Consider the following 24,768-nt stretch of genomic DNA (forward strand, 5'->3'; position numbering starts at 1 on the left):
CGGCAAATGCTTTATTTGTTTGTTATCTGAAGGGCTCGCGCCGGCTGGCGATTTCATCCGCCAAGTGACCGAAATCAATGGCCACCTTGCCCATTTCCGCAGCGATTTTTTGTGAAATCAAAACGGCGGCGATACCGCAGGCAACAAGTGCGATGTCAAACTGGTGCTGGCGCACCTCGCCCATCACCCGCTGCACATCCCCTACGCCATGAACCGGAGAAATGACGCCCGATATACGGATGCCGTTCTCCGACAATACGGCCGCAAGCGCCGGACCTACATTGCCGACGACCAGCACGCTGCGGCCTCGCAGCAGTTTGCCGAGGTGGCCGTCTTTAAACAAGTAATAGTTAATGAGCGAATGAGTCAGGCTGAGCCCGCGATAATCAATCCCATGAGCGCGGAACGATTGGAAAGCGAGGGGCTGATAGTTTGCGCTGCGCAACTTCGGAATACCGACGACATGGGCCTGCCGCACAGCTTCGGCCACTTGGTCTCTCGCCGTAAAGTCCGGCACATGCACGCCTGCGTATTCCAGAAAATGCCCTTCCCGGCGAACCTGTTCAACCCCCAGTACAACGCCTTGCGCCAGCGTCAGCACTTCGCCGTCGCCAAGCCGAATCAGCGAAAACGGCGTTTTATGATCCAGCGCATCTTGAATTCTTGCGGCAATCTGACCGGTGCTTTGCAGCATGAAATAATGATCCTTCAGCTGGTTCAGGCCGGCTTCGATAATTTGATGAACCGAAATTTCCGGAAGGATCGCATCAAAGGGCAGCAACGTATCGACAATCGCGTCGCCGCCGTCGTAAACTCCTTTTTTATGGCCTTCCTCATGACCGGCGTGAAAACCTTCCTGGTATCCCTTCTTAAATTGCTCCTCATGACCGGCAAGCGGATCCTGGCTCGCCTGCTCGGGAACTTCCTGCTTCACCAGCTTTTTCTTCTTTCTTCTGCCCTTTAATTTACGGACAACGGTTTTTTTGCCTTTTCTTTTACGCAGCGCGCCTTTTTTACCGACCCGTTTCAACTTGCGTTTCGCGACCCGTTTCATCTGTCCACCGCCTGCTTCCATTATAGAAAAAACGCTTTTTTATTTAGTTGTCAGCCTCCGAACGCCGCTTTCAGCAGCGTCTGCAGCCGTACCGGATACGTATGCTCCTTTAAGGTCCTGACCAGCCCGCCTAACGCAATGCGATTACGTTCGATCGGATGGGAGAGGTAATATTCCAATTTGCCGGTCAAGTCTTCCACGCTTGAATAAGTCACAATTTCCTGGCCCGGCGTATAGAATCGCGCGATATCTTCCCGGGCATCCACCATTTGCAGCGTGCCGCATGCCGCGATTTCAAACGTTCGCGGATTGGGGGAAAAAGCCGGCACCCTCCGCGTGTTTGCATTCACTTCGTCGTCGTCGAAAGTGCGATGGTGGTTAATCACAATATGCGCTCCGTTATAGCAGCTCACGGTGTCGTCCGTCGACAGCCAGGCGGCTTCGCCCCGAATGGCGGGTTTAAGCAGCTCATAGGAGCCAAGCCGCTCCCACCATCGTCCGACGATCAGTGTCTTTTTTCCCGCTAAATAAGCGGCCATCTGGTCGAACAGTCCGATTCTGCTGCGGTATGCCGTCCCTAGGAAACAAACGTCGGTATGGGAAACGGCAGCAACACGCTGCGGCCGATAAATGCGGGGACTGGCAGCTAGCGGGATATAATGAACGTCCGTGCAGCCGGCCGTGCGGTATAATTCCACGCAGCTGAGCTCCTGTGTGAACACAAGATCGTATTGGAGCGCGATATTCACGGATAAATCGGCGTAATAAGGATCGTCGGTAAACCAGACTGCCGTACGGACGCCGTTGTTGCGAATCGACTGTATCGTCTCCGGCGAAACATAATTCAACCCGTTAAATACGAGCACCAAATCGGGTCTAGCCGTTATTGCGGCACCCGCCACATCGTCGAACGGACTGACGACAAGCAGTTCGGCGACAAGCGGCCGCAGCGCTTCCAGCAGCCCCCGTTCGATGGTAGCGTAAGGATCTCCTTGACCTGAGACAACAAATAACACGCGAACCGGTCTTTGTGCGCCTGCTCCGGCTCCGGCGCAGCTTTTTACAGCAGATTCGCAAGCTCCCAGATGGTAACCGTACGGCCGGCCGGCTGCAAAACCTTCGTTCCAGCCCTTCTGATAGCTCCCCCTAGGCAGCCGCTTATTTTTGCTTTTTCGCTTTACACGAGCCATTCTTGCAGTCCTCCTTCCGAATTGCCTTAGGAACCCATCCGGAGATTAACCGGAAAATACGGTTTGAATGAGCTGTGCCAGCCTTCTCCGGTACGTATGCTCCTCCAGCGTCCGCCGCAGTCCCCGCAGCCCTATGGCTACTCTTTCGTCAGCATGCTCCAAGTAATAAGCCGCTTTCTCAATAAATTCCTCGGGGCTCGCGTAAGTCGCGATTTCCTTCTCCGGGACATACAGATCGGCCAAGTCCCCGCGCGTATCCGTCAGTTGAAACGCGCCGGTCGCGCAGATTTCGTATGTGCGCGGATTAATGGAATGGCCGGCGATGCCTCTGCTGTTAAAGTTGGACGGATCATCGTCGCTGCGGTGCAAATTCACGACAATTTTGGCCCCATTGTAGCAGCTTGACGTTTCACCCGGAGGCATCCAGTCCGCGTTAAGCTTGATTTTGTCCTTAAGCAGCGCATAGTTCGTCAGCCGGTCCCACCACCAGCCTGCGATCAGCACTTTTTTGTCCGCCAGGAACGGGGCGATCCGGTCAAAAAAGGCGATCCGGTTCACAAATCCGTTGCCGATAAAGCAAATATCCGTATGCTGGGTTATATCCGCCTTTTTCGGAAAATAAGTGCTTCGCCCCGCTGCAAGCGGCAAATAATGAACTCGGCCGCAGCCTAAGGCGCGGTAGAACGACAAACAATTGATTTCGTGCGTAAAGACAAATGAATAATGCGGAGCGCTGACGCTGCTGATATCGGTATGGTAAGGATCATCCACCAGCCATAATGCGGTCGGGATGCCGAGATTGCGCAATGCGTCAACTTGCGACAGCGGGAACCGTGTCCCGTTCAGCACGATCACCAAGTCGGGACGCTGCTCGGCGGCAAGCTGCGCCGCATCCTGCGATTCATGAAGCGGTACAACTTCCCTCACCAGGCCCTGCAGCGCCTCAATGATCCCGTCGTCCAAAGACGTGAACCCTTCCTTGACGTAGAATACTTTGATGTCCCGCAGCATTCCCTGTTCCGGAGCAATTCTGCCCGCCACGCCCATGCTGGAACCGAGCCGGAATCCATATTGCCTGCCCGCCTCCAACCCGTCGCGTACGCCTTCGTCATAACCGTTTGGCAGCGGCGGTCGGGCGGCCGCTTTACCGGGCGCCCTTCTCACCTTTCTGCGGAGCTTTCCGGTCTTTACCCGCAGCTTCACCGTACGGCGTTTTTTTCTCAAAGCGCTTCCTCCCTTCCACCCGCAAACAAGCGGTTATATAAAGCTGTGCGGATCGACGCCCCACTTGGCGACAAACTTGTCGTAATTGCGCCGGATCAGCTGCTTTACCCGATCGTCCCCTTCTTTGCCAAAGCTGGCGCTGCCGTGATGGTATATGAACGTATCGGCCGCGATAAGAAGCCGGTAACCCTGAGACCTGGCGCGGTAACAATAATCGTCGTCTTCGAAATGTCCCGGCGAGAATTGCTCGTCGAGCAGTCCGATCCGGTGCAGCAGTTCCCGCTTGAATAGGAAGCAGAAGCCGATAAGCCGCGGAACGTTCAACCATTTGCCGGGATCGGCCGTATTGCTGAAACCGGCCGCCTGCTCCGATGTCTTATACGGTATTTCCACCATTTGCTTGCCGCTGGCAAAATTGGTTACGGGACCAACGATGCCGACTTCATTGCCGCTGTACAAGCAGCGGAGCAAGTTTTTCAGCCAGTTTCTCGTTACGAGCACGTCGTTGTTAAGCAGCATGAGCGCATCTCCGGAAGCAATGCGCATGCCGAGATTGCAGGCGGCCGGGAATCCGCGGTTGGACGGCAGCGATATAAATTTGATGTGCTCCTGCCGGCAATACTGCAGCGAGCCGTCGTCGGAGCCGTTATCCACCACAATGATTTCATACGGCGTCTCCGCATCCGTATGCTGCTTGATCGACAACACGCATTCCCGAAGGTAGCCAAGGCCGTTGCGGTTCGGAATAATGATGCTTGTCGTCTGCACTTAACTTCCCCCCTCCGAGCGGTTTATTCCGCAGCGTAATGTCTTTTGCGCAGCTTGTCGGGGAAGCTCAGCCGATCCCCTTTTTTCTCGAATGCCGCGCCAAACGCCTCGATATGATCGCCGACAATCAGGTCCGCCACCGGGCTTCGCTCTCCTGAATTGAACCTTTTCATCTTGTTCATGGAAATGACGTCGACGCTCCACGGAGCCGAGATACTCAATCCCGCAAGCAGCGCCTTGATTTGCGCTTTCGGCGGGACCATCAGACTTTCGATTCCGATCGTTTCCAGCGCTTTGCGCGATACCGCGTGCGGCACTGCCGTCAGCGAGTTGGAGGCAAGATCCGGCCGGCCCATAACGAGGTTGAGAAACCGCTTGACGATACTGACCGCATCCAAGGAAGCATACGAACCGAGGTATGGCGTAATATTGTTAAGCGCCATATCCGTCCCGCGGTCCACGGAGGCGATGAACGGCAGCAACTGCTCAGCCGGAATCGTAAAATCGCCGTCCACAAACAAGATAATGTCCGAATCGGCCAATTTGGAGCCGATCGCCCTGCCCACGTCATGCCCCAGCCGGTGCTGGTAATACACGACAAGAGCGTCGGAGCCGCTGCGCACTTTCTGGAACGTCTGATCCTCCGAACCGTTAACGACAACAATCAGTTCCTTCAGCGGCAGCCGTCTTAATTCTTGAACGACCGACAATACGGAATCTTCTTCGTTCATGACGGTCAACACCGCCGACACCGTTTTCCCGGTTGGCATCAGCACCCAATTTTCCGCATGTATCCCGGATACCTGGCTGTATCCTTGCACGTATCCTTTGGCCGCAGACCAGTAATTCGGCCAGGAGGACAAATGTTTAGCTTTGGAGGTTTCCTGCCAAATCCGGTTTAAGGCGATTTGATGCGAAGCTTCTCCGCCGATCGGATGATCTCCGGCATCTTTCTTGCCTGCGTCGATCCCCCAATTCAGCCAGCTTCCCGGTTTCACTTTGAACCGGATCGCCGGCTTGCGTCTGCTGCGCGCCGATCCTCCGGTTTTTCTCCTTTTTCTTGCCTTAGTTCCAAACTTCACGGCTGCCGACCTGCGTTTCACAACGCCGACCCTCAGTTTCTTTCCGGCGGGTCCGCGTTTGGGCGCCGCAGTTCTGCGCCTGGCAACCGCTGCTCTGCGTTTCAACATGCCGGCTTCACCTCACTAGGTCCCTTCTTCTCCCCATATCCGATTTTCCTGCCCTGCTGCCGCGTTCCGCAATAAGCCACCGGATGGCTTCCAAATGATCGCCCAAAATGAGATCACCGATCGGATCGCCCTTACGGACCGTTTTGCGCAGCGGATTCAGTCTGGCGACATTCACAAAATGCACGGCTTCAACCTTAAAACCTTTTGCGACGGCAATGGCCTGCGCCTTCGGCGGAACGGCCAGCTGCTCGAAACCGATAGCACCTGCCGTTTCCCGGCGAATCGCATGCGGTATCGCCGTCAACGAACAGCCTTTTAAATCCGGCCGGCCCAAGATGGCGTTAAGTGTATGTTTGGCCTCCACAACACGATGCACTTGCTTTTTTGAGGTTTGACCGGAGTATTGATTAAGCGCTATATCGACGCCATGCTGCACGGCATGAACATAATGCCTCAGCTCGCGAACCGGAATGACCATGTCCGCATCAAGAAACAGCAGGATATCCCCTTTGGCCTCCCTCGCCCCTACCGCACGGCCTACGTCGTGCCCCAGCGTTTCGGAAAAACGCAACACCTTGGCGCCAAGCCGGGCGGCCAGCTGCATCGTTTCGTCGCTTGAGCCATTGGCTACAACGATCACTTCCGTCTTCTCGTGTATGCGGAATGCTTGACGGATGACCCCGGATAATGTTCTTCGTTCGTTAATAACGGGAATGATGACGGAAACTGCGGGCTGGCTGCTGTTCTGAGCCACCGGCCCTTGGCTCGCTTTTGCCAATCGCCTCAACTCCTGTTCCATAGGTGTTGTACCCTTCATCTGTTTCATTGTATGTAGGTTTGCCGGGTGAGACAGGGCGTTCGTGCTGGCCCGGAAAAAAAGGCGATCAGCCCGTCCGGTCCTTTATCCCCCTGCTTGGGCCCATTTTGCTCCCTTATAGTGACAGTCATCCATAAGTGATTTGCCCTATCTGCATAATGTATTAATGTTAGTGTCCAGCAAGTTAAGGGCAGCCCATCAATCCGCAGGCCATAAACAAAGAGAGCATATAAGGAGGCATCCCATGAAAAAGCGGAAGCTTAGACTCGGAAAAAGAAAATCCGCGTTCCTCAAAAAGAAACGGATCGCAAGAAGGAAGTCGGGACGCAAGCCGGTGCGCAAAATAAGACGCAGGCTGAAAAGACGCATGACGCATAGAAAATCCAAACTTCGCTTAAAAAGGCGGGGATTGAAAAAAAGGAAAAAAACAAAGGTCCGCAAGCGGCGGGTAAAACGCCATCGGCTCCACTCCGCCCCGGCACCCGAGCCGGCCGGACCGGAGCTGCACAGCGGCGTGAATCTGGTTGGCTACAACCGCGCGGAAATGGGGCTGGGCGAAGGCTGCCGCTTCTTGGCAAGATCGCTGGAGAGCGCCGGAGTTCCTTTTGGCATCAACAACTTCGAATACGGCAATTCGTCCCGCATGGGCGATTTATCATGGGCTCACAAGGAACAGGACGGCAGTCCGCATCGCGTCAATCTGTTCCATATCAACGGCGATCAGATGAGGTATATCCGCGCTCATTATGGGCCTTCGTTATTCGAGCATCGTTATAACATCGGTTATTGGGCATGGGAATTAACCGAACTGCCCGATGAATGGGCCGATGGATTTGAATGGCTCCAGGAAATTTGGGCGCCGACCGAATTCGTCAGAGATGCAATCGCCAAAAAATCGCCGTTGCCCGTGCTCACCATGCCCTACGGCATTCGAATCGATACGGCGTTCGACAGCGGCGAGATCCGCTCGCGTTACGGCCTGCCCGGCGACAAATTCCTGTTTTTGTCGATGTATGACATTCACAGCACCGCGCTTAGGAAAAATCCGTACGGCTCCATTCAAGCGTTTAAAACAGCCTTCGACCCGGGCAGAACGGACGTCGGGCTGGTCGTTAAAGTGAACAACAGCAAAACAAATCCGGCCGAAGTCGAGCAGCTGAGAAATGAATTGGCCGGTTATCCCAACATTTATCTGCTCGATGCCACGCTTCCGCGCAACGAAACTTACGCGCTGATTGACGCCTGCGACGCTTACGTCTCGCTGCACCGCTCGGAAGGTTTCGGTTCGGTCATGGTGGAATCTATGTATCTTGGCAAACCGGTTGTCGGCACATTGTGGTCGGGAAATACCGATTATATGAATCATGAAAACTGCTGTCCTGTCGGGTATGAGCTGGTCGTGATCGGCGAAGGCTCCGGTCCTTACAAGCCAAATCAGACTTGGGCCAGTCCCGATGTTGAGCAGGCTGCCAGACATATGCAGCGGCTTGTCGTTGACGAAGGCTGGCGCAGCATCATTGCGGCACGTGGTCAAGCAACGATCCGCAGCCAATTCTCCCCCGAAGTATCGGGAGCGAAGATCAGGCATAGGCTGACCGAATTGGGGCTGCTGTAAGGCCGGAGGCCGGGACCCTCGAATAAAATAAAGAAACATACGCAAAAACGGGCTGTTCCCAAGGTCATTAAACCGACCCTGGAACAGCCCGCTTTCATTTCCTTGTCAGTCCGGAATCGGATAAGCGACCGGCAGAAAAGGAGCTACAGCTTTTTACAATTAAGGGTTAGAGTTCAAATCCTTGTCGCGGAACATTTCGTCGGCGAACACCGGCAAAGTGATTGCAGGGCCAAGAATAGGGTTATAATGAAGCTCTACGTATGGCGCCATGTGCTGATTCGACAAGCGGATTTCAACTTCAAAGCTTGTTGCGGCATTCAGCATGGTTTGCTCGCCTGGAGCAAAACCGTTGAGAAATACGACGGTATTGTTGGAATTGACGCTGCCGACCCCGGAATCAAAAATCACCGTTTTTACTCCGGTTGTCGTATCCCAAACAATAAACCGGTACGTTTGCGGGTCAGGGTTTCTGTTATTAATGCTAAGCTGCACATTTGTCGTAGTATTGGCCGGCTTCAATACGGAAGCTGTGGAATAAACAAATACTGCCAAATGAATCTCCTCCTCTTTCAATAAAATGGGCATACATCTGGATAGTGCGCGCATAACGGAAAGCGGCCCTGAGACTGCCGAAGTTTGGCCTGTGCCTCGCATTCGTGCACTATCTACGATTATCATATTCCGGCGAATTCGATTGGACAGGGCTGCTTGACCAAGATAGACATCCATTTTCGCTGTATACGGAATCCCGTTTGAAGGCGCAGCTTCCGTGCGGATGCGTCCGGCGCCAAACAAAGCTGCAAGCGCCAGGCGCTTGCAGCTTTGTTCTGAAATATCAACTTGTCTTTACCACAATCCGAGGGTGGCAAGCCGCTGCTTGATTTTTTCGCCGACCGCCTGAGGCGAATAGTCGGTACGGATCGTGATTTGCCCGTTTAAGGCAATTTTATGCCTCCACTCCGGTTCATTAACTAACGTGCGCATATAGGAAGCGGCATGACCGATATCGGCTTCGGCCCACAATTGATGCTCTTGATTGAAATAAGAACCTCCGCTTTCGCCGACCTGCACCAAACGGTAATGGACGGGACACGAATTATCTTCATTCATAAAATCCGTATTGCCGGACCAGTTGGTCCCTATGACCGGTTTGCCCAAATACATTGCTTCCGCAAGTCCGAGTCCAAAGCCCTCCGACCGGTGCAGCGATACGTAGCAATCCGAGCAATGAAGCAAAGCATTCACTTCGGGTCTGGACAACACCCGATCGACAATGTGAATGTTAGAATATCCGTCGATCATTTGACGGAGCGTCTCCAGATGTTCCGGCTGCTCGTCGACATGGCTTACCTTCAGCACGAGACCGACCTTCTGATCGTCCTTGTTAAACGCCGTTTTAAACGCCTCGATCACGGCATTCGGGTTTTTCCTGCGGGGATCGCTCATGACGTCGTACATGGCCAAAAACAGGAATCGGTCATGAGGCAACCCGAAGCTATCCCGGTTCAAGCTGTAATCGACATCGACTTCAATGCCATGCGGAATCCGGATCACCGGAACCGGAGAACGTTTGGCGAAGCTTTGCTGGACAAAATGAGTCGGCACCCATACTTCCTGCACCCATTGGAAGCCCCCAACGTCTTCTTCCCTCATATCGGGCAGTTCCCAATGCCAATAGCCGATGTTATACCGGCGATGAAACGCACCCTCTCCTAGGCGGGCCCGCAGTCCTTCCAACGCATCGGGATTCAGATGGATCAGATTCGTCCGGTAGATCGGGTCGGGCATTTCTTTATGTGCCCAGGACAAATCGTTATTCGAAACCGTGGTCGTATAATTGATAATGCCAAACGGCATTCCCGATCGCTCTATCGCTCTTGCCGCAAGCCGGGCCGATTCGCCAAGACCGATTTCCGCACGGGAGAACCCGATCAGGTTAATCCCTTTGGGCAACTCAGGCTCCAGCGGGGGAGGCGGCGGGGCCGGAGGGGCTTTGCGTCTGCGAGCGCGACGGCTCTTGTGTTTCCATTTCGCCTTCCGGTTTCTTCTGAGCTTTCTTTTCAGCCGTTTGCCGCGTTTTGTCTTTCTTCTGGCGGATCTGGATTTTTTGCGGAATTTGCTTGATTTTTTCAATCTTGATTTTTTCCGCGCACTGCCTTTGCGTCTAGACTTTTTCTTCAGTCTCAGCTTTACCGACGATTTTTTGCTCTTGCGGCTTTTTTTCTTTCTTGTGCCGCGTCCGGTTGATTTAGACATGATGTCATCCTTTCCCTATACGGATTTTAATTTATGGCTGCGAGCGCCAATATTGAAGCAAGTCTTCCATCGTTTGTTCAAATGGAATTTCCGGCTTCCAGCCGGTTTGCTGATGAAACTTGCTGTAATCCCCAAGCAGAATCTCCACGTCGGAGGGCCGCAGACGCGCCGGATCCTCTTCCACCGTAATTTGCACCTTGCTGTACGACAGCAGCTTGTGAAGCACCTCTTCGATCGTGTAGCACGTGCCCGAAGCGATGTTGTAGGTTTCGCCGACGACTCCTTTTTCCAGAGCCAGCCAATAAGCTCGGACCACATCGCGTACATCCGTGAAATCCCGCTTCGCCTGCAAGTTGCCGACATGAATCACAGGGTCTTTTTTGCCTTTTTCGATATCGGCGATTTGTTTGGCAAAGTTGGATGTAACGAAATTCTCGCCCCGGCGGGGTCCGGTGTGGTTAAATGTGCGGGTCATGACCGTTTTCAAACCGTAGCTTTTAAAATATTGATAGCCCAAATATTCTTGAGCCACTTTGGAAATCGCGTACGGGCTTAACGGGCGAATCGGATTGGTCTCCTTGATCGGTACTTCGTCGGGATTCACATGCCCATACTCTTCGCTTGAGCAGGCCAGCTGAATTTTACAGTCGATGCCTAAACGGCGAATCGCCTCAAAAATATTGACCTCGCCTGCCACGTTGTTGTGGATCGTATCAATAGGAGAATTCCAGGACGTCGGAACAAAGCTTTGGGCGGCAAGGTGAAAAATAAGATCCGGCTTGGCGTCTTCGATCAGCGTTTCAACCGAAAACGGGTCTCTCAGCTCGCATTCCACCAAATGGATATCGTCAAGAAGGTGCTGGATATGATTCATCCTGCTCCGGTGGCGGATCGTCCCGTATACCTCTACTCCCTTTTGCAATAAAAATTCAGCCATATGGCTGCCGACAAACCCGGAAATACCTGTGATCAGTGCTTTCATTATGAGCGCATTCCTCCTTAAAAACTTTTTGCAGAGAAGAAGAGAATTAATCGTCATACCGTGCTGCTGAGCCTGTAGACTGTGCCCTGCTAAAATAGTATGCTTGCCGTCATCAGGACATATGGACACCTAACCCGTGCAAGCTAAAATTGGCGTTCGCCCTGCCTTGCCGGGCAAAAGAAAAACCGTCCGGTATACGGGGAATCCCTACTCCATCGCACAAGAAAAAAACCTAGCGGAGCAATCACCGCTAGGCGCTTATTATTGTATTGTAAGTTACTTTTTGTAAATTTCCAGGAAGGAGTATGGAAACGATTTGCATCGCCGGAGCAGCCGGATTTCCTTGCGGATAGCCCAACCCTTTATGACGGAAATTCGCTTCCGTTCAGTGCCTCCAGCATTTTCTTGAGCGTCTGCTCCTCCGACTTCGCGCATACAAGCACGCCTTTGGATGTAGACACCACGATTAAATCCCGGACTCCGATCATAATGACATTCTGGGTTTCGGAATAGACGATATTGCCGTTGGACCGGTCGATATGAATCGGGCCGTGCGCAATGTTGCCTTCCTTGTCGGAGTGGAACAATCTCTCCAGGGCAGTCCATGAGCCTACGTCGTCCCATTCGAATTGCGCCGGAATGCAATAAATCTGATCGGCTTTCTCCAGTATCGCGTAATCGACCGATATTTTCTGCAGCCCCGGATACACACTTTCCGGATCGTTCACATGGTCCTCCAGAAGTTTCCACATTTCCGGCGCGTGCAGCTTCATATAATGGGCCACCGTCGAAGGCTTCCACACGAAAATACCGCAGTTCCAGTACACATGAGGCATACCCGCGAGTTGTTCCGCTCTGGCGGCGTCGGGTTTCTCGATGAAAGCTTTCACCTTGTGCACACCGTCTTGATGTTGTTCCGTCTTCAAGTAACCGTAACCCGTCTCCGCTCTGGTCGGTACGACGCCAAGCGTCACGATCGCATGGTCGTCCCGCGCCAGCTCAACTGCGGCGCGAAGCGCCTTAATCAACGCCTCGTCGTCGCCGACGAAATGATCGGAAGGCACGGTGACGAAGGGTTCGTCCATTCCTTCCTGTAAAAAACGCAATGCGGTTAAAGCAATAGATGGACCGGTATCCTTCTGCTCAGGTTCGACAATCAGCCTGAGCGGGTCGAGCTCGGGAAGCTGCTCCTGGACAAGCGGCACATATTTCTGCACCGTAGCGATATAAATCCCGTCACGGTCCACCTGACCGGCAAAACGCCGGTAAGTGGACTGCAGCATCGTTTCCTCCGACGTTAGCGAAAGAAACTGCTTGGGCTTTTCATCGCTGCTTCTTGGCCAAAACCGGCTCCCCTTCCCCCCGGCCATAATCACTACCTTCATGACATCCCCTCCCGGATCTTAACGAAATTTGGTTTGCCATTGAAAGCCGATATCCGGGTCGTCATACGCAATCCGGTATTCGTCGGGCCGAGCCGGATCGTACGCCATATTCGTAAAATAAACGATAACAGCCGGAACGTGGCCTAACACACGATAACCGTGCGCCACTCCACGCGGTATAAACAGCAAATACGGGTTCTGCTCCCCCATATAAAAAGTATCAGTCTGCTTGTAGGTAGGCGACTCCGCCCGTAAGTCGTGAAGCACGACCTGCGCGTTGCCGCTCGGAAAAAACCAAATATCGTCCTGTTGCTCATGGTAATGAAACGCTTTGATTACGCCGGGGTAACTCATTGAAATGGACGCCTGGCCGAAATGGCCGTAGATGAGGTCGTCTTCACGCAATATTTCCATAAAATAACCGCGGTCGTCGCAGTGTTTAATGAGCGGTTTCTTGGTAACTCCGTTTATCATATTGTATCCTCCTCGGCTTCATCTTTCCAGGTCGTTACAAATAAAATCGTGCAGCGCCGATTTCCAGTCCCGAATGCGGGTTAAGCCGCTGTTGCGGATGGCCGTATCGTCAAAAGCCGAGTTATCCGGTCTGGCGGCCGGCAGTGAAAATGCCGCGGCGCTAACCGGTTTAAGCGTAACGCCGTTGATTTCCGCCGCCCGTAATATTTCCTGGGCGAATTCGTAGCGGCTGCAGCTGCCCCGGTTCGAAGCGTGATACACGCCGAACAGATCGGTGCAGATTAATTCCGCAACAAAAAGAGCCAAGTCGTACGTATAGGTCGGCGAACCGTATTGATCGCTCACCATCGTAAGCGAGGGCTGCTTTCCCGCAAGCTCAAGCACCTTTTTCACAAAATTGTTGCCATGCTTGCCGTACAGCCAGGAGGTACGTACGATATAAAACCGCTCGCAAGCGATCTCCACGAACTTTTCCCCATGCAGCTTGGATTTGCCGTAGATACTTAGCGGATTCGTCCGGTCTGATTCCGAGTATAACCCTTCTTTGGTGCCGTCAAACACGTAGTCCGTGCTGATATAGACCATTTTGGCTCCCGCCTTTTGCGCTGCAAGAGCTACATTGCGGGTGCCGTACGAGTTAATCATATATGCGTCCTCCGGATGCCCTTCCGCCTGGTCCACCTGAGTATAAGCTGCGGCATGGATGACAACGTCAGGCTGCGTTTCCACGATAAGCCGCACGACTGCTTCCTCGTCCCTCACATCCAGCTGCTGCCGGGTATACGGCAGCAGCTCGTGGACCGGACCCAGCACACGGATCAAATCGCGGCCCAACTGGCCGCCCGCACCGGTAATTGCGATCTTCACAGCGCCGCCCCCCCTTCGTCAGCGGCTGCGCCGGCCCGGTAGGCGCCGCTTAAGATGCGCTCCCACCAAATCGTATGCGCAGCGTACCAGCGGACGGTGCGCGCCAGCCCGTCTTCCACCGAATAAGCAGGCGCCCAACCGAGCTCCCGGCGGATTTTCGTGGAATCAATCGCATAGCGGCGGTCATGCCCAAGACGATCGGCGACAAAATGAATCAGCGACTGCGGTTTGCCGAGTTCCTGCAAAATCCGTTTCACGATATCCAAATTGGTCATTTCATTGTTGCCGCCGATGTTGTACACTTCTCCGCAGACGCCGTGCAGCACTGCAAGCTCAATGGCCGAGCAGTGATCCTCCACGTGCAACCAGTCGCGTACGTTCAGACCGTCGCCGTAGACGGGAATCGGTTCATTGCGCAGCGCATGGGTAATCGTCTTGGGCAGCAGCTTCTCCGGAAATTGATAAGGCCCGTAATTGTTCGAGCAGCGGGTGATGACCGCCGGGAACCGGTACGTTTCGCAATAAGCCCGAACGAGCAGGTCGGACCCGGCTTTGCTTGCGGAATACGGACTATTTGGCGCTAGAGGCGTCGTTTCGCTAAACAAACCTTCCCGGCCGAGCGTACCGTATACTTCGTCGGTGGATACATGAATGAATTTGCCGATCCCGCGGCGCCTGGCCGCTTCCAGCAAGCTTTGCGTGCCAAGCACGTTGGTGCGGACAAAACGTAACGGATCGTCGATACTGCGGTCCACATGGGATTCGGCGGCAAAATGCACGACCGTATCGATCCCATACTGCGATAATGCCTGTTCTACGGCGGCACAATCGGCAATATCCCCCCGCACGAACACGTAATGAGCGCTCTCGCCGAAATCGGCTCCGTTATCCGGATTACCGGCATAGGTCAGCAAATCAAAATTGACGACCTGATCGTCCGGATAACGACGCAGCCAATAACGGATAAAATTGCTTCCGATAAAACCCATTCCGCCGGTGACCAGCAATCTTCTCATAAGGCATCGTCCGCCATGATCCGCGCATTCGCCTCGAACATCGACTTGGGCGTACCCGCATCGGTCCACCATCCGTCAAAAATCGTATACTGCAGCTTGCCGAGCTGCGCATAAACGTTGTTGACATCGGTGATCTCCAATTCCCCGCGGGCGGAAGGAGCTATTTGGCGGATCATGTCAAACACGCCGCTGTCGTACATATAGACGCCTGTTACGCAATAATCCGATTTGGGTTCCAGCGGCTTCTCCTCAATCGAAGCAATACGTCCGCCGCGCAGTTCGGGCACGCCGTACCTTTTTGGATCATGCACCTTTTTCAGAAACACGCGGGCGCTTTGCGGCTCGCTTTGCGCAAACTGCTGGACGGCCGGACGCAACGTATCCTCGAACAAATTGTCGCCCAGCAGCACGACCATCTTCTCGCCCGGACGAATGTTATCCTCGACCAGAGCCAGCGCCTGCGCAATACCTCCCGGTTTCTCCTGAATTTTGTAGCTCACCCGCACGCCCCAATCCGCTCCGCTGCCGATATATTGAATAAACAATCCCGCGGAACTGCCCGCTGTCACAAGCACGATATCCTCGATGCCGGCATCCGCCAGCTTGGCGATCGCATAGTGGATCATGGGATATGTTCCAATGGGCAGGAGGTGCTTATTGATCACATTGGTTACCGGTCTTAACCGAGATCCCGTTCCTCCCGCCAAAATCACACCTTTCATCACGTTTCCCCTCTCCATTACAATGTTCTGTCTGCTTTCAGGGTGACGCCAGTATCATTTCATCATATGCTCCGGGAGACCTACGCACACGGGCAGCAACACATGACGCGCAAAATATAGACCGCTGTCTTCCCGTTCTAACCGCAGCGTTACGCTCCGGACGCCGTCATAGCCTTAAACACGGCAAGCAAATCTTTGACCTGCGGCACAATAACCGAAGCTTTGCTTTGCGCAGCCGCCGCGGCCTCGTTTGTGACCAGCACATTAACCGGAATCCCCGCACGGATACCCGCTTCGATATCCGTTTCCTTATCGCCCACCATCATGGAGGCGGACAAATCGATATGAAGCTCCTGCGCCGCCTGAACGATCATACCCGGATTCGGCTTGCGGCAGGGCGAATTTTTGCGGTAATACCCGATTCCGTGCACAGGGTGAAACGGCGAGTAGTACACCCGGTCCATGCGAATGCCCTCGCGCCCCAGCCGATCCAGCATAAAGCGGGTCACCCGCATAAAATCGGCTTCAGTATAATACCCTCTGCCGATCCCCGCCTGATTGGTCACGACCACCAATTTGTAACGCAAGCTCTGCATGTAACGCAGCGCCTCGAAGATCCCGTCCGTAAACTCAAAATCGTTGATGCGGTAACAATAATGCTTCTCCACATTGATAATGCCGTCACGGTCCAGAAACACGGCTTTGCTGCCGGCTGCGGTCGCGTTTATCATGGGAGCGCAAGCTCCCGCTGCGCCCTTGCATAATCCTCCGGAATCCCCATATCGACAAAATAAGCTTCCGAAACAAAACCGCACAGGTTCAGTTCTCCCACCCGCGCTTCCAAAAACTCGCGTTCAAATGAAAATTGATCCGGCAACCCTATTTCACGAATCAAACCGCTGTTAGCCATATACACCCCGCAGTTGACAAGACCGGCGGACCGGGCCGATTTTTCCAAAAAACGGGCGATGCGATGACCCGCCAACTCCACGCTTCCATAACGGTCGAACCGCTCCATCGGCTTCAGGCATAACGTCATATCCGCTGCGGTACGGGTATGAAACGCGAGCATACCGGCCAAATGAAACCGGTGCAATGTGTCGCCGTTGCATATCAGCGCAAGCTCGCTTCGCACATGCTCAAGCGCTTGCTTGATCGCCCCTCCCGTCCCCAGCGGCTCCGCTTCCACCGAATAATGAAGCGGGATGCCCCGGTAGCTGCTCCCGAAGCGCCCTTCAATGACGTCGTGCTTATAGCCGGTAGCCAGCACGATACGCCCGATGCCCTGGCTGATTAAATGGTCCATAACATAGGCAAGGAACGGCCTCCCGCCCACCGGTGCCATAGGCTTCGGCAGATCGGATACGACCGGCCTCAATCTCGTGCCGAGACCGCCTGCAAGCACAACGGCCTCCACCCGCCCGGCGTTTACACTCTCCATCCCTGTGTACCCCATTTAGTGAAATGAACATCCATAACCTGGCCGTTAAATCCCGCGAGCGCGCGAAGCACTTCAAGCCTGCGGACCGGGTTGACAATAAAAATCATAAAACCTCCGCCGCCTGCTCCCGACACTTTGCCGGCATAGGCGCCAGCCGCCTTCGCTGCGTTGTAGATGCTGTCGATGTGGCTGTTGGACACCGATGCGGCCATCTTTTTTTTGGCGTTCCACGATTTGTCGAGAAACTCCGCGAACAACCGGATATCTCCTTTGAGAATACATTCCTTAATGACCAAAGCGTCCGCTTTAAGCTCGTGCATCGCGTCAAGCGATTGCTTGTTTTTCTGCTTGGCGTTAGCCGCCTGCTCCTGAATAATCTGGCCCGATGAGCGGGAAACCCCGGTATAAAACAAAATCATCGACTGCTCCAGCTCGTTAATTATCCAGTTTTTAATGCGAAGCGGATTGACGATCACTTTATCCTGTTTGTAAAACTCCATAAAATTAAATCCGCCGAACGCCGCCGCATATTGGTCCTGGCGGCCGCCCTCCAAACCTGCGTCCATTCTTTCAATTTCATAAGCCAGGTGCGCATTGTCATATTCGCCTAACGGCAGATTGAGCCATTCGGTATACGCCTTAACCATCGAGACCACAAGCGTGGACGAAGAGCCGAGTCCCGAACCGGCCGGGGCGTCGCAATAAGTTGTCATATGGAACGACAGCGGCTGTCCATCCTGAAATTGTCCGACGATGCGGTTGTACACCGCCTTATGCAAATCAAGCTGGCCGTCAAACGGCAGGGACGGCTCCGAATCATACTCCACGCGTTCGTTGCGATCCGGTGCGCTAAACACAATTTTGCCGTCGCATCTTTCTTCGATCGTGCAATAAGCGTATTTGTTGATCGTTGCATTAAGCACATAACCGCCGTATTCATCGCAAAAAGGAGACACGTCCGTCCCCCCGCCAGCGATGCCTATGCGCAGAGGCGCTCTTGAACGAATGATCATCCTCATCTTCCCTCCCGAAAAGATACAGCCCGGCCGTTTCGGCCCGGACCGCACGCAGCGCCCGCCCCCAAAGCGCCCTTTCTTGACATATGCCGGAGTAACGGCTGTCCGCACCTCCCGCATGATGTCATGATATGCACCTTGTAGACATACCTACATGGACGGGTGTCTTCCAGAAGGCAAAATTGGCTCTTGTCCGTATTGCCGCCGGGCACATTAAGCAAACACAAAAACAGGTGTGCGGGCATGCAAAAAAAAGCATCTCCGCGGCTGCTGCCAGCCGGAAGATGCTTGAGAAGGAAGAGCTATGGTGCGATTAATTCGCGCTCCTGCCTATGGCAATCCAGTTCAGAATGCCCTGCAGTTCAGGAGAAAACTTGGTGCGGACGATAGTCACCGTCACAACGTCGGGTGTTTTCGATTTGATGGCGGCGTAACAGGCCGGATGGTTCGTCGAAGCGACAAACACATAATGCGCGTCGGCAAACGGTTCGAGCGATATCGTCAGATCCAGGCTTTCATCCTCCATCCTGAACAGATAAGGGAACAACCCGAATTGCTGGTACGTCTGATCTTTTGCCGTTTGCACCGGGCGGAACGCCAGTTTGCCCGCGTCGATGGCCCGTTCCGCGATATGATGCGGCTGCACCGCACCTGCGGCAAGTTTGCCGCTGCCGATGGCGCCGTCGGCCACGTGCTCTGCCGTCACCGCGCCCGGCTGCAAGCTGCGGCTGCCGACGCTGCCTTCCGCCAGCTTATCGGCAGTGACTGCGGCAGACGCCAGCTTATCGGCCGACACGGCGCCGCCCGCCAGCTTCGAGGTGTCGACGGCTCCGTCCGCGAGCTGCGGCGCTCCAATCGAAGCCGGCTGCACATGGGCCGCCGACACGGCGCCCGGCTGTAGGGCACGGCTGCTGATGCTGCCGTCCGCCAGCTTCGCTTCCGTTACGCTGCCGCTGGCCAGTGTTCTTTCGCTCACTGCGGAGTCGGCCAGCTTCTCGCCGTGTACGGCGCCCGCAGCAAGTTTATCTCCGGTGACGCTGCCGTCCGCCAGCTTGGAGGAAATGACCGCGCCTTCTCCCAGTTTATCCGAACTGACCGAGCCGTTTGCAAACACTTCGGAGGTAATGACGCCAAGCGCAAGCTTATCGGCGGTAACCGAACGTGGTGTCAAGTGCACGCCGGCAACGCTGCCTTCCGCAATGGCGCGTCCGGTGACGGCCGCATCCGCCAGCTTATTGCCGACGACCGCGCCGGCGGCCAGCTTCTCAGCGGTTATCGCTTCTGGCGCCAGATGAGCTCCGCCGACCGCTCCCGCCGCGATAGATTGCGCCGTAACCGAAGCCTCGGCGAGTTTCTCGGCGGTGACGGCGCCGGCGGCCAACTTCTCGCCGACGATCGCCGCGTCTTGAACGTGCGCCGAACTTACGGCGCCCGGCTTCAGCTTGCTCCCTGTCACCGCTTCGTCCGCCAGCTTCTCCGTCGCCACGCTGCCTTCCGCCAGCGATTCCGCGGTCACCGCTCCAGACGCGAGTTTGGCGGCGGTCACAGACCCGGAGGCCAAGTGAACGTCCTCAACGGCATTCGCGGCAAGCGCTCGCGCCGTGACGGCGCCTTCGGCCAGCTTTTCGCCGCTTACGACTCCGGCAGCCAGCTTCTCGCTGACGATCGACGCGTCCTGAATGTGGCCCGCTTCCACCGTTCCCGGCTTCAGCTTGCGGCCGGTCACCGCTTCGTCCGCCAGCTTCTCCTCGGTGACGGCCGCGGTTTGCAGATGCTTCGGCGATACGGCGCCCGGCTGCAGCTTCGCAGCGTTTACGCTGCCGTCGGCGAGCTTATCTTCCGATACGCTGCCGCTTGCAAGCGCTCGTTCGGATACCGCCGATTCCGCCAGCTTCTCGCCGGTTACGGCATTTGCGGCCAGCTTTTCGGCGGATACGCCGCCTTGCGCGAGCTTCGATGAGCCAACCGCTCCATCCGCCAATTTCTCCGCGGTCACGCTTCCTGCGGCTAGCGCTGCGCTTTTCACCGCTTCCCGCGCCAGCTTCTCGCCGGTGATCCCTTCAGGCGCCAAATGCGCTCCGCCGACCGCTCCCGGCGCGATAACCCGCGCCGTGACGGCGCCTTCGGCCAGCTTTTCAGCGCCAACCGCTCCGGCGGCCAACTTCTCGCCGACGATCGCCGCATTCTGGATGTGCGCCGCTTCCACCGCTCCCGGCTTCAGCTTGCGGCCGGTCACCGCTTCGTCCGCCAGCTTCCCCGTCGCAACGCTGCCTTCCGCCAGCGCTTCCGCTCCGACAGCTCCACGCGCCAGCTTACCGCCACTCACGGACCCGGGGGCGAGGTGATCTTCTCCCACGGCATTTTTCGCTATCGCCCGCGCCGTGACGGCGCCCTCGGCCAGCTTTTCAGCGCCAACCGCTCCGGCGGCCAACTTCTCGCCGACGATCGCCGCATTCTGCACATGCGCCGCTTCGACCGCTCCCGGCTTCAGCTTGCGGCCGGTCACCGCTTCGTCCGCCAGCTTCCCCGTGGCAACGCTGCCTTCGGACAGCGCTTCCGCCGTCACTGCTCCGCGCGCCAGCTTGGCGCCGGTCACGGAACCCGCCGCGAGATGTTCCTCTCCTACGGCATTCTTCGCTACCGCCCGCGCCGTGACGGCGCCCTCGGACAGCTTTTCGGCGCCAACCGCGCCGGCGGCCAACTTCTCGCTTACGATAGCGGCATTCTGCACATGCGCCGAGCCGACCGCTCCCGGCTTCAGCTTGCGGCCGGTCACCGCTTCGTCCGCCAGTTTCCCCGCCGCAACGCTGCCTTCGGCCAGCGCCTCCGCTCCGACAGCTCCACGCGCCAGCTTGGCGCCGGTCACAGAACCGGCAGCGAGGTGATCCTCTCCTACGGCATTCTTCCCAATCGACCGCGCTGTAACTGCCGCTTCGGACAGCTTTTCGGCGCTGACCGCTCCTGCGGCCAGCTTGGTGACGGTCACAGAACCGGCAGCAAGGTGATCCTCTCCTACGGCATGTTTTCCAATCGACTGCGCTGTAACTGCTGCTTTAGCCAGCTTTTCGGCGCTAACCGCTCCTGCGGCTAACTTCGCGCCGGTCACGGAACCGGCAGCGAGATGATCCTCTCCTACCGCATTCTTCCCAATCGACCGCGCTGTAACTGCCGCTTCGGACAGCTTTTCGGCGCTAACCGCTCCTGCGGCCAGCTTGGTGACGGTCACGGAACCGGCGGCGAGATGACCCTCCTCTACGGCATGTTTCCCAATCGACCGCGCTGTAACTGCCGCTTCGGACAGCTTTTCAGCCGTGACCGAGCCGGTTGCCAACTTCTCGCCGCTGATCGCCGCATTCTGCACGTGCGCCGAGCTTACCGTTCCCGGCTTCAGCTTACGGCCGGTCACCGCTTCGTCCGCCAGCTTATCGGTCAGCACGGCGCCTGAAGCCAGTTTCTCCGGAGTCACCGCGGCCAAAGCCAATTTGGAGGTGCCGATGCTCGCTTCCGATATTTTATCCGCAGTAACCGCGCCGGCAACCAAATTGATGCTTTTGATCGATTCTACGGCCAGCTTCTCGCCGGTGACACTGCCCTCCGCCAGCTTCTCGGAAGTGATGGAAGCGTTGGCCAACTGCCCTGAGCCAATGCTCCCGTCCTGCACATGCAATGCGGCAATCGCGCCTGGCTGCAGCTTTTCGCCGCTGATGCTGTGATCGGCGAGTTTCGCTTCCGTAACGCATCCGTCGGCAAGCGCCCCTTCCGTGACGGAAAAACTGGCCATTTTATCCGGGGTCACCGCACCAACCGCCAGCTTGGAGCCGCTCACGCTGCCGTCTACCAAATGCTCCAGCCCGATGGACCGGGCCCGCACATGCTCCGCCGCTACAGTTCCCGGCTGCAGCTTCGCCGCGCTTACGCTGCGATCGGCAAGCTTCGCTTCGGTCACGTTGCCGTCGGCAAGCGCCTTGGCGCTTACGGCGGCTTCCGCCAATTTCTCGGCGGTTACCGCGCCGGCGGAAATTTTGCCGCTTGTGACGCTCCCATCGGCCAGCTTGAACTCGCTAACCGCCGAATCCGCAAGCTGGTCAGCGGAAACCTGATGCTGGCGCAAGTTTTTATGCTCGATTTTGTAGGCCAGCTTTTCAATCAGCGCCGGATCCAGATGCCCTTCGGCGATCGTTCCGGGGATAAGATGGAGTCCGGACAACGTTTCCGGTTGAATGTGCATCCCGTCGATCGATTCGGCCTGAATGTGTGCGCCCGCAACGGATAGCGGTGAAAGATGGCGTTCGGTGACGCTGCCGTCGGCCAGCTTCTCGTCCGTCACGCTGCCTGCCTGCAGCATGACGGAAGCAACCGCTCCTGCGCGAAGATGTTCGACGCCAACGGCGCCCGGTGCGAGCTGCAAGCTGTCTACCGCTCCCGCAGCCAGCTTATCGGATGTAACGCTGCCGCCTTGCAAATGCCTTGTCTCCACACTGACGGGAGTCAACTGCGCGCTGCCTACACTGTTTGCCGCCAAATGCTTGGCGGTGACGCTGTTTGGCGCAAGCTTGCTTGAACCTACCGCCCCGTCGGCAATGTGATCACTTTCGACTTCCGACTTCTTCAGGGCGCCTAGCTGGATGCTTGCTTCTACGATGCTTCTCACGGATTCCGCTTGAAGGTGGCTGAGTGTAACCGCTCCGGGAGCCAACTGCTCTCCGGTTACCGCCTCTGCCGCAAGGTGAAAGCTTTCGACTGCGCGCAGCGCAAGCTTGCTGCCGGTTACCGCCCGATCCGCCAAGTGCCGCGAAGTCAGCGATTCCACAGCCACATGCACCCCGCGTACGGCGCCTTCGGCAATATGCTCCTGCGTCACCGAATCTTTAGCCAGCTTCTCCGAAGTTACCGCTTCTTGCGCAAGCTTGCCGGTGGAGACCGATTGCTCGGCAAGCTTCTCTGCGACAATAAGCTTATCGGCCAACTGTGCCGTACCCACTGCATTTTCGCCGATATGGTGCTTGAGGACGGCTGCCGTAGCCAGTTTATCCGATGTGACGGCGAATTTGGCAATTTTGTTTGCGGTGATCGAACGGTCTTGAATATGTTCGCTGCTTATGGACGATTGACTGATGTGCCGCCCGATAATGGAAAGAGGCGCAAGGCTCGATGAAGTGACGGACCCCGGGGTAAAATGATCGGCGACCAGGCTGCCTTTGGCCAACTTCCCGGAAGTTACGGCCTGTTCGGCCAACTTCGGCGTCGTTACTGCAAATTTGCCGATATGCTCCTCAATAACCGCCCCTTTGCCAAGCTGGTCTCCCGTTACGGCTTCCGCGGCGAGATGTTTTGTTGTGATCGCTGCGGGCTGCACATGCTGGCCGCTGACGATCTGCTCTTGAAGGTGGTGCGACTGTACGGCGCCGTCCGCCAGCTTCTCCGAAGTAACGGCTTTATTGGCTATATGCTTGTCGCCGATGGATTGCGGGCTGATATGTTCGGCTCCGATCTGTCCTTGGCCGATCGTTTCGCCGAGCACCGTTCCGCGCGCCAGATGAACGGCCTGCACGGAGCGGGGGGCAAGATGCGCCGACACGATCGTCCCGGGCGCCAGCTTGTCGCCGGTTACCGCATGCGAGGCTAACTTCGCTTGCGTGACGGAGCCGTCAGAGAGCTTATCGGCGGTAATAATGCCGTCCTTCAGCTTGCTGGCCGTTACCGCTCCGTCCGCCAGCTTTGCATTGTCCACGGAATCGTTCGCCAGGCTGTCGGAGGTGATGGAACCGATGCTAATATGCTCGGAACGAATCGAACGTTCGACCAGTTTCTCCCCGGAGATCGCTTGATCGGCCAGATGCCGCTGGAATATAGAACCGTCGGCTATTTTGATGGAATCGATCGTTTTATCGGCCAATTTCGCCGAAGTGACGCTGTTATCCTGCAGTTTATCGCCGTCAATGGAATAATCCCGGATTTTCCTGCCGGATATCGATTGGTCGACAATATGCTCCTCCGAAATCGCATTTGGAACGATCTTCTGTCCGGTAACCGATTGATCGGCCAGCTTGGTGTGATCAATGGAAAAATCGGCGATCGTAATGGCGCTGACACTGCCTGGCTTTAATTTGGACTGGTCAATGGAGCGATTGGCCAATTTTTCCGAAGTAACCGCTTCATCTCGAATATCGTCGGTATATATGACAGGAGTCCGCCGCGAAGGGAGTTTTCTGTCCGTCAACAGCATGAGGGGCGGCGCCGGACCTAATTCAACGTCCTTCGGTTTCGGTGCTGCGACGGGAAACGGCTCTTTGAAGTCCGGTCTGGCTTGTTTAACGGGGAACGGTTCCTTCGGCTTCAGCTCATGTGTTCTGATGTCCGCGGGTTCGGGAGGAACCGCAGCCGCTTCTTTACCATTGCGGGGGAAATCTCCATTTCCCGGCACAACCGATACCCGGCTGATCGACGCGCCCGACGGATAAACCTCCGGTTTTGGCGATGCAGCGGCTTCGGGCTGAGGTTGGGGTTGAGGTTGAGGTATAATGCTCTGCGGCTGTGCGGTTTGCAGTGGCGCAGGCCGGTTGTTGACATCGTCCAACCATTTCAGCTCGTTGATATTGGAGTTCGCTTGCCTATATAAGGGAACAGGCTTGGATCGATCCCGGCCTGATTCCCTGCTCCTCACTTTTTTCATAATGTTCTCCTTCCATGCGACTAGTCTTTTGTAACATATGCGAATACCCATATTGAAGTCACATCGGAGAGGAAATTT

General features: G+C 55.8%; 19 protein-coding genes. 1 reads left to right on the forward strand and 18 read right to left on the reverse strand.

The annotated features are described in order from the left end of the window. Nucleotides 1-22: 22 nt before the first annotated feature. The 6 genes from EYB31_RS01725 to EYB31_RS01750 are packed head-to-tail and all read right to left on the reverse strand — an operon-like array spanning nt 23 to nt 6,204. The gene (locus EYB31_RS01725; protein ID WP_206105419.1) at nt 23-1,054 is read right to left on the reverse strand and encodes a GT-D fold domain-containing protein; all 1,032 of its coding nucleotides are present in this window, start codon (nt 1,052-1,054) and stop codon (nt 23-25) included. Nucleotides 1,055-1,104: 50 nt separating this feature from the next. Beyond that, nucleotides 1,105-2,244 carry a CgeB family protein gene (locus tag EYB31_RS01730; protein ID WP_131011526.1) on the reverse strand — a complete coding sequence of 380 codons (1,140 nt, stop codon included), beginning with the start codon at nt 2,242-2,244 and terminating at the stop codon, nt 1,105-1,107. Between the two features lie 45 nt (nt 2,245-2,289). Further along, nucleotides 2,290-3,468: a glycosyltransferase family protein gene (locus EYB31_RS01735; protein WP_240761997.1), complete on the reverse strand. Its 1,179-nt coding sequence runs from the start codon at nt 3,466-3,468 to the stop codon at nt 2,290-2,292. Between the two features lie 33 nt (nt 3,469-3,501). Further along, nucleotides 3,502-4,236 carry a glycosyltransferase family 2 protein gene (locus EYB31_RS01740; protein ID WP_131011527.1) on the reverse strand — a complete coding sequence of 245 codons (735 nt, stop codon included), beginning with the start codon at nt 4,234-4,236 and terminating at the stop codon, nt 3,502-3,504. A gap of 23 nt (nt 4,237-4,259) precedes the next feature. After that, nucleotides 4,260-5,426, reverse strand: coding sequence for a glycosyltransferase family 2 protein (locus EYB31_RS01745; protein ID WP_131011528.1), 1,167 nt, complete (start codon nt 5,424-5,426; stop codon nt 4,260-4,262). A 7-nt stretch (nt 5,427-5,433) separates the two neighbouring features. After that, the gene (locus EYB31_RS01750) at nt 5,434-6,204 is read right to left on the reverse strand and encodes a glycosyltransferase family 2 protein (RefSeq protein ID WP_240761998.1); all 771 of its coding nucleotides are present in this window, start codon (nt 6,202-6,204) and stop codon (nt 5,434-5,436) included. Nucleotides 6,205-6,487: 283 nt separating this feature from the next. Between EYB31_RS01750 and EYB31_RS01755 the strand changes: the two genes are divergently transcribed. Next, nucleotides 6,488-7,858: a glycosyltransferase family 4 protein gene (locus tag EYB31_RS01755; RefSeq protein WP_131011530.1), complete on the forward strand. Its 1,371-nt coding sequence runs from the start codon at nt 6,488-6,490 to the stop codon at nt 7,856-7,858. Nucleotides 7,859-8,017: 159 nt separating this feature from the next. Here the strand turns inward: EYB31_RS01755 and EYB31_RS01760 are convergent, their stop codons facing one another. From EYB31_RS01760 to EYB31_RS01815, 12 genes are all read right to left on the reverse strand, one after another. Continuing rightward, entirely contained in the window at nt 8,018-8,410 is a 393-nt protein-coding gene (locus tag EYB31_RS01760) for a hypothetical protein (protein WP_131011531.1), read from the reverse strand. Between the two features lie 294 nt (nt 8,411-8,704). Next, nucleotides 8,705-10,114 (reverse strand): glycosyltransferase family 4 protein, encoded by a 1,410-nt coding sequence (locus EYB31_RS01765; RefSeq protein WP_131011532.1) that lies wholly within the window; start codon nt 10,112-10,114, stop codon nt 8,705-8,707. A 31-nt stretch (nt 10,115-10,145) separates the two neighbouring features. Beyond that, nucleotides 10,146-11,096, reverse strand: coding sequence for a GDP-mannose 4,6-dehydratase (locus tag EYB31_RS01770; protein WP_131011533.1), 951 nt, complete (start codon nt 11,094-11,096; stop codon nt 10,146-10,148). A 362-nt stretch (nt 11,097-11,458) separates the two neighbouring features. Further along, nucleotides 11,459-12,481: a mannose-1-phosphate guanylyltransferase gene (locus tag EYB31_RS01775; RefSeq protein ID WP_131011534.1), complete on the reverse strand. Its 1,023-nt coding sequence runs from the start codon at nt 12,479-12,481 to the stop codon at nt 11,459-11,461. Nucleotides 12,482-12,499: 18 nt separating this feature from the next. Next, nucleotides 12,500-12,955, reverse strand: coding sequence for a dTDP-4-dehydrorhamnose 3,5-epimerase family protein (locus tag EYB31_RS01780; protein ID WP_131011535.1), 456 nt, complete (start codon nt 12,953-12,955; stop codon nt 12,500-12,502). A gap of 18 nt (nt 12,956-12,973) precedes the next feature. Then, nucleotides 12,974-13,822 carry a dTDP-4-dehydrorhamnose reductase gene (rfbD, locus tag EYB31_RS01785; RefSeq protein ID WP_131011536.1) on the reverse strand — a complete coding sequence of 283 codons (849 nt, stop codon included), beginning with the start codon at nt 13,820-13,822 and terminating at the stop codon, nt 12,974-12,976. Then, on the reverse strand, nt 13,819-14,838 hold the full coding sequence (gene rfbB / locus EYB31_RS01790) for a dTDP-glucose 4,6-dehydratase (RefSeq protein ID WP_131011537.1): 1,020 nt from the start codon (nt 14,836-14,838) through the stop codon (nt 13,819-13,821). The genes rfbD and rfbB overlap by 4 nt, the downstream gene beginning before the upstream one ends. Next, a complete protein-coding gene (locus EYB31_RS01795; RefSeq protein WP_131011666.1) occupies nt 14,835-15,560 on the reverse strand; it encodes a sugar phosphate nucleotidyltransferase in 726 nt (241 codons plus the stop codon). The genes rfbB and EYB31_RS01795 overlap by 4 nt, the downstream gene beginning before the upstream one ends. A 149-nt stretch (nt 15,561-15,709) precedes the next feature. Further along, nucleotides 15,710-16,291, reverse strand: coding sequence for a D-glycero-alpha-D-manno-heptose-1,7-bisphosphate 7-phosphatase (locus EYB31_RS01800; protein ID WP_131011538.1), 582 nt, complete (start codon nt 16,289-16,291; stop codon nt 15,710-15,712). Further along, a complete protein-coding gene (locus EYB31_RS01805) occupies nt 16,288-17,001 on the reverse strand; it encodes a nucleotidyltransferase family protein (protein WP_131011539.1) in 714 nt (237 codons plus the stop codon). The genes EYB31_RS01800 and EYB31_RS01805 overlap by 4 nt, the downstream gene beginning before the upstream one ends. Beyond that, the gene (locus tag EYB31_RS01810; RefSeq protein WP_131011540.1) at nt 16,989-18,014 is read right to left on the reverse strand and encodes a GHMP family kinase ATP-binding protein; all 1,026 of its coding nucleotides are present in this window, start codon (nt 18,012-18,014) and stop codon (nt 16,989-16,991) included. The genes EYB31_RS01805 and EYB31_RS01810 overlap by 13 nt, the downstream gene beginning before the upstream one ends. A gap of 316 nt (nt 18,015-18,330) precedes the next feature. Beyond that, a complete protein-coding gene (locus tag EYB31_RS01815; protein WP_165452148.1) occupies nt 18,331-24,690 on the reverse strand; it encodes a WIAG-tail domain in 6,360 nt (2,119 codons plus the stop codon). Nucleotides 24,691-24,768 lie beyond the last annotated feature (78 nt).

The sequence above is a fragment of the Paenibacillus thalictri genome, from assembly GCF_004307995.1.
Classification (GTDB): domain Bacteria; phylum Bacillota; class Bacilli; order Paenibacillales; family NBRC-103111; genus Paenibacillus_AF; species Paenibacillus_AF thalictri.

Bases quoted from the DNA above. Each gene is read 5' to 3' on its own strand.
- EYB31_RS01730 (WP_131011526.1), bottom strand. From the start codon at position 2,244: ATGGCTCGTGTAAAGCGAAAAAGCAAAAATAAGCGGCTGCCTAGGGGG.
- rfbB (WP_131011537.1), bottom strand. From the start codon at position 14,838: ATGAGAAGATTGCTGGTCACCGGCGGAATGGGTTTTATCGGAAGCAAT.
- EYB31_RS01755 (WP_131011530.1), top strand. From the start codon at position 6,488: ATGAAAAAGCGGAAGCTTAGACTCGGAAAAAGAAAATCCGCGTTCCTC.
- EYB31_RS01800 (WP_131011538.1), bottom strand. From the start codon at position 16,291: ATGATAAACGCGACCGCAGCCGGCAGCAAAGCCGTGTTTCTGGACCGT.
- EYB31_RS01795 (WP_131011666.1), bottom strand. From the start codon at position 15,560: ATGAAAGGTGTGATTTTGGCGGGAGGAACGGGATCTCGGTTAAGACCG.
- EYB31_RS01815 (WP_165452148.1), bottom strand. From the start codon at position 24,690: ATGAAAAAAGTGAGGAGCAGGGAATCAGGCCGGGATCGATCCAAGCCT.
- EYB31_RS01810 (WP_131011540.1), bottom strand. From the start codon at position 18,014: ATGATCATTCGTTCAAGAGCGCCTCTGCGCATAGGCATCGCTGGCGGG.
- EYB31_RS01765 (WP_131011532.1), bottom strand. From the start codon at position 10,114: ATGTCTAAATCAACCGGACGCGGCACAAGAAAGAAAAAAAGCCGCAAG.
- EYB31_RS01805 (WP_131011539.1), bottom strand. From the start codon at position 17,001: ATGGAGAGTGTAAACGCCGGGCGGGTGGAGGCCGTTGTGCTTGCAGGC.
- EYB31_RS01745 (WP_131011528.1), bottom strand. From the start codon at position 5,426: ATGTTGAAACGCAGAGCAGCGGTTGCCAGGCGCAGAACTGCGGCGCCC.
- EYB31_RS01770 (WP_131011533.1), bottom strand. From the start codon at position 11,096: ATGAAAGCACTGATCACAGGTATTTCCGGGTTTGTCGGCAGCCATATG.
- EYB31_RS01775 (WP_131011534.1), bottom strand. From the start codon at position 12,481: ATGAAGGTAGTGATTATGGCCGGGGGGAAGGGGAGCCGGTTTTGGCCA.
- EYB31_RS01780 (WP_131011535.1), bottom strand. From the start codon at position 12,955: ATGATAAACGGAGTTACCAAGAAACCGCTCATTAAACACTGCGACGAC.
- EYB31_RS01725 (WP_206105419.1), bottom strand. From the start codon at position 1,054: ATGAAACGGGTCGCGAAACGCAAGTTGAAACGGGTCGGTAAAAAAGGC.